Source organism: Rhizobacter sp. P3_B12 (assembly GCF_056402895.1).
Genome location: NZ_JBFUGN010000967.1, coordinates 1 through 2,308 on the forward strand (window position 1 = coordinate 1; position 2,308 = coordinate 2,308).

Sequence of the window (2,308 nt, forward strand, 5' to 3'; positions counted from 1 at the left end):
GTCGGCGGGGGCGGGGGTTCGGGCACCGCGGCCGCGAGCGGCACGCAGCTGCTGGGCAACCTGGTCGAGGCGGCACCGGGCCGGCAGCTCGCGGTGGCCTCGCGCTACAACATCCTGCCGGCGATCGACGTGTACGTCGGCGTGCAGGKCACCGACCTGGCGAGTGTCGCCGGCAAGGTGCAGGCGCTGGTCGACGAGATCCGCCCGAAGCTGCCGCGCGGCAGCCAGCTGGTGCTGCGCGGCCAGGTGCAGACGATGCAGGCCTCGTTCATCGGGCTGGGCGTGGGCCTCGCGATGGCGATCGTGCTGGTGTACCTGCTGATCGTCGTCAATTTCCAGAGCTGGATCGATGCGCTGATCATCGTCGCCGCGCTGCCGGCGGCGCTGGCCGGCATCGCGTGGATGCTGTTCATCACCGGCACCACGCTGAGCGTGCCGGCGCTCACCGGCGCGATCATGACGATGGGCGTGGCCACCGCGAACAGCATCCTGCTGGTGTCGTTCGCGCGGCAGCGCCAGCAGGAGGGCGTGCCGGCGCTGTCGGCCGCGCTCGAAGCCGGCGCCACGCGGATCCGCCCGGTGCTGATGACGGCGCTCGCGATGATCATCGGCATGATCCCGATGGCGCTCGGCCTGGGCGAAGGCGCCGAGCAGAACGCGCCGCTCGGCCGCGCGGTGATCGGCGGGCTGCTGTTCGCGACCGTCTCGACCCTCTATTTCGTGCCGGTGGTGTTCGCCGGCGTGCACCGCTGGCTGGCGCACCGCCATGCCGCGCGCGGCGACCACATCCCACCGGCGGCCGCGTTGCCGCCGGCCRCCAGCCTCCAGGAGACCTGACCCCATGACCGAGCAGCGCCACGCGGCACTGGGCATCCACGCCGCCGATCCGAACGATCCCGAGCACGCCCTGCACCTGGCCGATCCGCTGGAGCGCCGCGCCGTCGCGCGCCGCATGCGCTGGGTCGCGCTCGCGGTGCTGCTGCTGCTGGCGCTGGGCGCCGGCCGCACCGTGATCAGCCGCATGGGCACCGCAAAGGCGCTGGAGGCGGGCACGGCCGAGCGCGCGAAGCAGTACGTGAAGACCGCGCTGCCGAAGACCGCCGATGCCGGCCAGACGCTCGCGCTGCCCGGTACGCTGCAAGGCTTCGTGCAATCGCCGATCGCCGCGCGCGCCACCGGCTACCTGCGGCGCTGGACCAAGGACATCGGCAGCCGCGTCGAGCGCGGCGAGGTGCTGGCCGAGATCGAATCGCCCGAGCTCGACCAGCAGCTCACGCAGGCGATGGCCGCGCGCGAGCAGGCGTCGTCGAGCCTGGAGCTCGCGAAGAGCACGGTCGAGCGCTGGGAGAGCCTGCGCAAGAAAGACGTGGTCTCGCAGCAGGACCTCGACGAGCGCCGCAGCAGTGCCGCGCAGGCGCGCGCCAACCTGGCCGCGGCCGACGCCAACGTGCAGCGGCTGCGCCAGCTCGAGGGCTTCAAGCGCGTGGTGGCGCCGTTCGCCGGCGTGATCACGCGGCGCAACGTCGACGTGGGCGACCTGATCGACATGAGCGGCAAGCCGCTGTTCACGCTGTCGCAGACCGATCCGCTGCGCGTCTACGTGAACGTGCCGCAGTCGTATGCGCAGCTGGTGAAGGCGGGGCAGCCGGTGGTCGTCACGCAGGGCGAGTTGCGCGGGCAGAGCTTCAAGGGCACGGTGGCGCGCACCGCGGCGTCGATCGACACCGGCACGCGCACGATGCAGGTCGAGATCGCGCTGCCGAACCCGGATGGCACGCTGCTGCCCGGCGCCTACGTGCAGGTGTCGCTGCCGCTGGCGGCCAGCCAGGCGGTGCTGGTGCCGGCGAATGCGCTGCTGTTCCGCGCCGAGGGCACGCGCGTCGCGCTGGTCGACGCGAGCGGCCGCGTGACGCTGCGCGCGGTGACGCTCGGCCGCAACTACGGCGAGAACGTCGAGGTGCTCGACGGCCTGGCAGCAAACCAGCGGCTGGTGCTGAATCCGTCGGACTCGCTGACCGATGGCGACGAGGTCGCGATCGCACCGGCAGCCAAGGACGCGGCGCCGGCCAAGGGGGCGCTGTGACGCGGCGACTCGCGGTCGTGTCGGCAGCGCTGCTGCTGGCAGCGTGCGCGGCCGGCCCGGACTACCAGCCGCCGAAGCCCGACATGCCCGTCACCTGGGCGCTCGATGCGCCGTGGCGCACCGCCTCGCCCGACGACGCGGCCGCCAAGGGCCCGTGGTGGCTGCGCTTCGGCGACGCGCAGCTCGATGCGCTGGAGCAGCGCGCGCTGGCCGGCAGCCCGACGC

The 2,308-nt window shown here is 73.1% G+C and carries 2 protein-coding genes and 1 pseudogene; all 3 read left to right on the forward strand.

The features are described 5' to 3' along the window. The coding region (locus tag AC1D01_RS30800; RefSeq protein ID WP_477873221.1) for an efflux RND transporter permease subunit at nt 1-837 on the forward strand (837 nt) is incomplete at its 5' end. Between the two features lie 4 nt (nt 838-841). Then, nucleotides 842-2,083 (forward strand): efflux RND transporter periplasmic adaptor subunit, encoded by a 1,242-nt coding sequence (locus tag AC1D01_RS30805; protein ID WP_477873223.1) that lies wholly within the window; start codon nt 842-844, stop codon nt 2,081-2,083. Further along, a pseudogene (locus AC1D01_RS30810) lies at nt 2,080-2,308 on the forward strand (efflux transporter outer membrane subunit); the annotation flags it as partial. The gene AC1D01_RS30805 and the pseudogene AC1D01_RS30810, both read left to right, overlap by 4 nt.